Consider the following 7,345-nt stretch of genomic DNA (forward strand, 5'->3'; position numbering starts at 1 on the left):
CTACGCCGACGAAACCCGGCCATGGCTGCAGGGTTCGCGACTGACCGCCTGGGAACTGGCCAACGAAGGCATCCCGGTCACGTTGAACGCCGACTCCGCCGCTGCGCACATCATGAAAACCAAAGGCGTGACCTGGGTGATCGTCGGCGCTGACCGGATTACGGCCAACGGTGATGTGGCCAACAAGATCGGCACCTATCAGCTGGCCGTGAACGCCATGCATCACGGCGTGCGTTTCATGGTGGTGGCGCCGAGTTCGACCATCGATATGACTCTGGCCAGTGGCGATGACATTCCGATCGAAGAGCGTGATGGCGCCGAGTTGCTGGAAGTCGGTGGCAAGCGTGTGGGGGCGGACGTCGAGGCGTTCAATCCGGTGTTCGACGTCACCCCGGCGGATCTGATTGATGCAATCGTCACCGAAAAGGGCATCGTCGAGCGTCCAGATACGGCGAAAATGGCCCAGTTGATGTGCCGCAAGCGCCTGCATTGATTGGCTTGATATCTGCGCTGTTCTCTTCGCGAGCAAGCTCGCTCCCACAGGTTTTGTGAGCGCCACAGAACCCTGTGGGAGCGAGCTTGCTCGCGAAGGGGTCCTAAATGTCAATAAACATCGCTAAACCAAGCCTCAATTCTGCATTCAACGAAGCTCTGAGCTTCTCTGGTCCCCTTTAAGCCTGTCACCGGTCAACTAACTATGCTCCATGCGCATCTGGGGGATAGGTGCGTGGCGGCTCTTGTGATAACATCCGGCGTTTTCCGAGGCAGCTTCACGGAGCTGTCTTTACTGCGCAAATCCACGGTCCGACTTGTTGATTTGTCGTAAGTCGGCGCACGGCACTCGGCCTGCCCCGACGAGCTTCGTACATCCCATATGGATATGACGAAGTTTCACCAGAAAAAGGAATCAGGCTTCTCATGGGCGAACTGGCCAAAGAAATCCTCCCGGTCAATATCGAAGACGAGCTGAAACAGTCCTACCTCGACTACGCGATGAGCGTAATCGTCGGCCGTGCACTGCCGGATGCGCGCGATGGCCTCAAGCCCGTGCACCGTCGCGTACTGTTCGCGATGAGCGAGCTGGGCAACGACTTCAACAAGCCGTACAAGAAATCTGCCCGTGTTGTCGGCGACGTGATCGGTAAGTATCACCCGCACGGTGATACGGCGGTGTACGACACCATCGTTCGTATGGCTCAGCCTTTCTCCCTGCGCTACCTGCTGGTAGACGGTCAGGGCAACTTCGGTTCGGTCGACGGCGATAATGCTGCGGCCATGCGATACACCGAAGTGCGCATGACCAAGCTGGCGCACGAGCTGCTGGCTGACCTGCACAAGGAAACCGTGGACTGGGTGCCGAACTACGACGGCACCGAAATGATCCCGGCGGTCATGCCGACCCGTATCCCCAACCTGCTGGTCAACGGCTCCAGCGGTATCGCCGTGGGTATGGCGACCAACATTCCGCCGCACAACCTCGGTGAAGTCATCGACGGTTGCCTGGCGCTCATCGACAACCCTGAGCTGACCGTCGATGAACTGATGCAATACATCCCCGGTCCGGACTTCCCGACCGCCGCGATCATCAACGGTCGCGCCGGCATCATCGAAGCCTACCGTACCGGTCGTGGCCGTATTTACATGCGCGCCCGCTCGATCATCGAAGACATCGACAAGGTCGGTGGCCGTCAGCAGATCGTTATCACCGAGCTGCCGTACCAGCTGAACAAGGCGCGTCTGATCGAGAAGATCGCCGAACTGGTCAAAGAGAAGAAGCTCGAAGGCATCACCGAGCTGCGTGACGAGTCCGACAAGGACGGTATGCGCGTCGTGATCGAGCTGCGTCGCGGCGAAGTGCCTGAGGTGATTCTCAACAACCTCTACGCCCAGACCCAGCTGCAATCGGTATTCGGCATCAACATTGTTGCGCTGATCGACGGCCGCCCGCGCATCCTGAACCTCAAGGATCTGCTGGAAGCCTTCGTCCGTCACCGTCGCGAAGTGGTCACCCGTCGTACCGTGTTCGAACTGCGCAAGGCGCGCGAGCGTGGTCACATCCTCGAAGGTCAGGCCGTTGCTCTGTCGAACATCGACCCGGTCATCGCCCTGATCAAGGCTTCGCCGACCCCGTCGGAAGCGAAAGAGGCGCTGGTCAGCACCCCATGGGAATCCTCGGCGGTGGTGGCGATGGTTGAACGTGCCGGTGCGGACTCGTGCCGTCCGGAAAACCTCGATCCGCAATACGGTCTGCGCGAAGGCAAGTACTTCCTGTCGCCAGAGCAGGCGCAAGCCATTCTCGAACTGCGTCTGCACCGTCTGACCGGTCTGGAGCACGAGAAGCTGCTGGCCGAGTATCAAGAGATCCTCAACCAGATCGGCGAGCTGATCCGCATCCTCAACAGCGCCGTGCGCCTGATGGAAGTGATCCGCGAAGAGCTGGAAGTGATCCGCGCCGAATACGGCGATGTGCGCCGCACCGAAATTCTCGATGCCCGTCTCGACCTGACCCTGGGTGACATGATCCCGGAAGAAGAGCGCGTCGTGACCATTTCCCACGGTGGCTACGCCAAGACCCAGCCATTGGCGGCGTACCAGGCTCAGCGTCGTGGCGGTAAAGGCAAATCGGCGACTGGCGTCAAGGATGAGGACTACATCGCTCACCTGCTGGTTGCCAACAGCCACACCACGCTGCTGCTGTTCTCCAGCAAGGGCAAGGTGTACTGGCTCAAGACTTACGAAATTCCGGAAGCATCGCGCGCCGCCCGTGGTCGTCCGCTGGTCAATCTGCTGCCGCTGGATGACGGTGAATACATCACCACCATGCTGCCGGTCGAGGAATACACCGAAGGTCACTACATCTTTATGGCGACCGCCAACGGCACCGTGAAGAAGACCCCGCTGGAATCCTTCAGCCGTCAGCGCAGCGTCGGTCTGATCGCGCTGGAACTGGACGAAGGCGACGTGCTGATCTCCGCGGCCATCACCGATGGCGAGCGTGAAGTGATGCTGTTCTCTGACGGCGGCAAAGTCACCCGCTTCAAAGAGTCCGACGTCCGTGCGATGGGCCGTACCGCCCGTGGTGTGCGCGGCATGCGTCTGCCAGAAGGGCAGAAGCTGATTTCGATGCTGATCCCGGAAGAAGGCAGCCAGATCCTCACCGCTTCCGAGCGTGGTTATGGCAAGCGCACCGCGATCACCGAGTTCCCTGAGTACAAGCGTGGCGGCCAGGGCGTGATCGCCATGGTCAGCAACGAGCGTAACGGCCGTCTGGTCGGTGCGGTGCAGGTGCTCGACGGCGAAGAAATCATGCTGATTTCCGATCAGGGCACCCTGGTGCGTACCCGTGTCGACGAAGTGTCGAGCCTGGGTCGTAACACGCAAGGTGTGACGCTGATCAAGCTGGCCAAGGATGAAACCCTGGTCGGTCTGGAGCGGGTTCAGGAGCCGTCGGAAGTCGAAGGTGAAGAGCTTGAAGGTGAAGAGGGCGAGGAGTTCGAAGGCAGCGTCGTGAGCGACGATGCTGGCGAAGACCAGCAACTCGACGCCGCAGCAGACGAAGAACCGCAAGAATAAGCGGGCAAACGAGGGGGCGGATGAGAATTCGCCCCCTTGTTATTTGTCCGGTATGAAATATCGACGCCCATGATGAACCCTGTGGGAGCGAGCTTGCTCGCGAAAGCGGAGTAACAGGCGACATTGTTGTTGAATGTCAGTCCGCTTTCGCGAGCAAGCTCGCTCCCACACACGATTGGCGCCGACTGATATGTGATACCACCAAATCAGAGCGAGATTGGATGTGAGCAAGCGAGCCTATAACTTCTGCGCCGGTCCTGCGGCGCTTCCTGAAGCTGTCCTGCAGCGCGCCCAGGGTGAACTCCTTGATTGGCACGGCAAGGGTTTGTCGGTCATGGAAATGAGCCATCGCAGCGATGAGTTCGTGTCCATCGCCACCCAGGCCGAGCAGGATCTGCGTGACCTGCTGAATATCCCGTCGAACTATAAAGTGCTGTTTCTGCAAGGTGGCGCCAGCCAGCAATTCGCGCAGATTCCACTGAACCTGTTGCCTGAAGGCGGCTCTGCCGACTACATCGACACCGGTATCTGGTCGCAGAAAGCCATTGAAGAGGCCTCGCGCTACGGTCACGTCAACGTTGCCGCTACCGCCAAGCCTTACGACTATTTCGCCATCCCGGGCCAGAACGAGTGGAACCTGTCGAAAGACGCCGCTTACGTTCACTACGCGCCGAATGAAACCATCGGCGGTCTGGAGTTTCAGTGGATCCCGGAAACCGGCGACGTGCCGCTGGTGGCTGACATGTCTTCGGACATTCTGTCGCGTCCGGTCGATATCTCGCGTTTCGGCATGATCTACGCCGGCGCGCAGAAGAACATCGGCCCGAGCGGCATCGTCGTCAACATCATCCGCGAAGATCTGCTGGGCAAGGCCCGTTCGCTGTGCCCGACCATGCTCGACTACAAGGTCGCGGCCGATAACGGCTCGATGTACAACACCCCGCCGACCCTGGCCTGGTACCTGTCCGGCCTGGTGTTCCAGTGGCTAAAAGAGCAGGGCGGTGTCGAAGCCATCGCCAAACTCAACGACGTCAAGCAGCGCACGCTGTACGATTTCATCGACGCCAGCGGCCTCTACAGCAACCCGATCAACAAGTCCGACCGCTCGTGGATGAACGTGCCGTTCCGTCTGGCTGACGACCGTCTGGACAAGCCGTTCCTGGCCGGTGCCGACGCGCGTGGTCTGCTCAATCTCAAGGGCCACCGCTCCGTGGGCGGCATGCGCGCCTCCATCTACAACGCCGTCGACATCAACGCCGTCAATGCGCTGGTGGCGTACATGGCTGAATTCGAGAAGGAACACGGCTGATGTCCGAGCAAGAACTCAAGGCACTGCGCGTTCGCATCGACGCTCTGGACACCAAGGTCCTCGAGCTGATCAGTGAGCGTGCGCGTTGCGCCCAGGAAGTCGCGCGAGTAAAGATGGCCTCGCTGGCCGAAGGCGAAGTGCCGGTGTTCTATCGTCCCGAGCGTGAAGCTCAGGTGCTCAAGCGGGTGATGGAGCGCAATCAGGGGCCGCTGGGCAACGAAGAGATGGCGCGGTTGTTCCGCGAAATCATGTCCTCGTGCCTGGCGCTGGAGCAGCCGCTGAAAGTGGCTTATCTGGGGCCTGAGGGCACTTTCACCCAGGCGGCGGCCATGAAACACTTCGGTCACGCGGTGATCAGCAAGCCGATGGCGGCGATCGACGAAGTGTTCCGAGAGGTGGCAGCAGGTGCGGTGAATTTTGGCGTGGTGCCGGTGGAGAACTCCACCGAGGGCGCGGTCAACCACACGCTGGACAGCTTCCTCGAACACGACATGGTGATCTGCGGCGAAGTCGAGCTGCGCATTCACCATCACTTGTTGGTTGGTGAAAACACCAAGACCGACAGCATCAGTCGCATCTACTCCCACGCGCAGTCGCTGGCCCAGTGCCGCAAGTGGCTGGACGCGCACTACCCGAATGTCGAGCGCGTGGCGGTGTCCAGCAACGCCGAAGCAGCGAAGCGGGTCAAGGGCGAGTGGAACTCGGCGGCGATTGCCGGCGACATGGCGGCAGGGCTGTATGGTCTGACGCGTCTGGCCGAGAAGATCGAAGACCGTCCGGACAACTCGACGCGCTTCCTGATGATCGGTAACCAGGAAGTGCCGCCGACCGGCGACGACAAGACCTCGATCATCGTCTCGATGAGCAACAAGCCCGGCGCGCTCCACGAGCTGCTGGTGCCGTTCCATGACAACGGCATCGACCTGACCCGGATCGAAACCCGTCCGTCGCGCAGCGGCAAATGGACCTACGTGTTCTTCATCGACTTCGTCGGCCACCACCGAGATCCGTTGATCAAAGGTGTGCTGGAAAAGATCAGTCAGGAAGCAGTAGCACTCAAAGTGCTGGGTTCCTACCCGAAAGCAGTTCTCTAAGGGCGGTAGCAAATGAGTGGCAACTTCCTCGCTCTGGCACAGCCGGGCGTGCAACAACTTTCGCCGTATGTTCCGGGCAAGCCTGTGGATGAGCTGGCCCGCGAGCTGGATCTGGATCCGGCGAAAATCGTCAAACTGGCGAGCAACGAAAACCCGCTGGGCGCCAGCCCGAAAGCGCTGGCGGCGATCCGTGAAGAGCTGGCCGAGCTGACCCGTTATCCGGACGGCAACGGTTTTGCGCTGAAATCCCTGTTGGCCGAGCAGTGCCGCGTCGAGCTGAGCCAGGTCACTCTGGGTAACGGTTCCAACGACATTCTCGAGCTGGTGGCGCGCGCCTATCTGGCGCCGGGCCTGAACGCAGTGTTCAGTGAGCATGCGTTTGCTGTCTATCCGATTGCGACTCAGGCCGTTGGTGCTCAGGCCAAAGTGGTTCCGGCCAAGGATTGGGGGCATGACCTGCCGGCCATGCTCGCGGCCATCGACGCCAACACCCGCGTGGTATTCATCGCCAACCCGAACAACCCGACCGGTACCTGGTTCGGCGCCGAAGCGCTGGACGAGTTCCTGCAGGATGTTCCGGAGCACGTTCTGGTGGTGCTGGACGAGGCTTACATCGAGTACGCCGAAGGCAGTGATTTGCCGGACGGTCTGGACTTCCTTGCCGCGTATCCGAATCTGCTGGTTTCGCGCACCTTCTCCAAAGCTTACGGTCTGGCGGCACTGCGCGTTGGCTACGGTCTGTCGACTCCAGTGGTCGCTGACGTGCTGAACCGCGTTCGCCAGCCGTTCAACGTCAACAGCCTCGCCCTCGCGGCAGCCTGTGCAGCATTGAAGGACGATGAGTATCTGGCGCAAAGCCGTCAGCTCAACGAGTCGGGCATGCAGCAACTGCAAGCCGGTTTCCGTGAGCTGGGTCTGGGCTGGATCGAATCCAAAGGCAACTTCATCTGCGTCGATCTCGCTCAGGTCGCTGCCCCGGTGTTCCAGGGACTGCTGCGCGAAGGCGTGATCGTGCGTCCAGTGGCCAACTACGGCATGCCGAACCACCTGCGGGTGACCATCGGTCTGCCAGCGGAAAACAGCCGCTTCCTCGAAGCGCTGCGCAAGGTTCTGGCTCGTGGGTGATGTCACTGCACTGCAATCTGCTGCACCTATGATCGGGCGCCTTGTGGTGGTCGGTCTGGGGTTGATCGGTGGTTCGTTTGCCAAAGGCTTGCGTGAAAGCGGCGTGTGTCGCGAAGTGGTCGGGGTCGATCTCGACCCGCAATCGCGCAAGCTGGCGGTCGAGTTGGGGGTGGTGGATCGTTGCGAGGACGATCTGATCGCCGCGTGTCAGGGCGCCGACGTGATTCAGCTGGCGGTGCCGATC

General features: G+C 60.5%; 6 protein-coding genes. All 6 read left to right on the forward strand.

What is annotated here, in order from left to right; all coding sequences use genetic code 11:
- A partial coding sequence (locus DBR24_RS31935) for a s-methyl-5-thioribose-1-phosphate isomerase (RefSeq protein WP_256591386.1) occupies positions 1-493 on the forward strand: 493 nt, incomplete at its 5' end.
- A 425-nt stretch (positions 494-918) separates the two neighbouring features.
- On the forward strand, positions 919-3,573 hold the full coding sequence (gene gyrA / locus DBR24_RS10510) for a DNA gyrase subunit A (RefSeq protein ID WP_123466661.1): 2,655 nt from the start codon (positions 919-921) through the stop codon (positions 3,571-3,573).
- Between the two features lie 223 nt (positions 3,574-3,796).
- The gene (serC, locus tag DBR24_RS10520; RefSeq protein WP_115989182.1) at positions 3,797-4,882 is read left to right on the forward strand and encodes a 3-phosphoserine/phosphohydroxythreonine transaminase; all 1,086 of its coding nucleotides are present in this window, start codon (positions 3,797-3,799) and stop codon (positions 4,880-4,882) included.
- A complete protein-coding gene (gene pheA / locus DBR24_RS10525; protein WP_016770924.1) occupies positions 4,882-5,976 on the forward strand; it encodes a prephenate dehydratase in 1,095 nt (364 codons plus the stop codon). Before serC ends, pheA begins: the two co-directional genes overlap by 1 nt.
- A 12-nt stretch (positions 5,977-5,988) precedes the next feature.
- A complete protein-coding gene (gene hisC, locus DBR24_RS10530) occupies positions 5,989-7,101 on the forward strand; it encodes a histidinol-phosphate transaminase (protein WP_128614695.1) in 1,113 nt (370 codons plus the stop codon).
- Between the two features lie 28 nt (positions 7,102-7,129).
- A partial coding sequence (locus DBR24_RS10535) for a prephenate dehydrogenase/arogenate dehydrogenase family protein (RefSeq protein ID WP_371921262.1) occupies positions 7,130-7,345 on the forward strand: 216 nt, incomplete at its 3' end.

The organism is Pseudomonas sp. HMWF006 (assembly GCF_003061205.1).
GTDB classification, from domain to species: domain Bacteria; phylum Pseudomonadota; class Gammaproteobacteria; order Pseudomonadales; family Pseudomonadaceae; genus Aquipseudomonas; species Aquipseudomonas monsensis.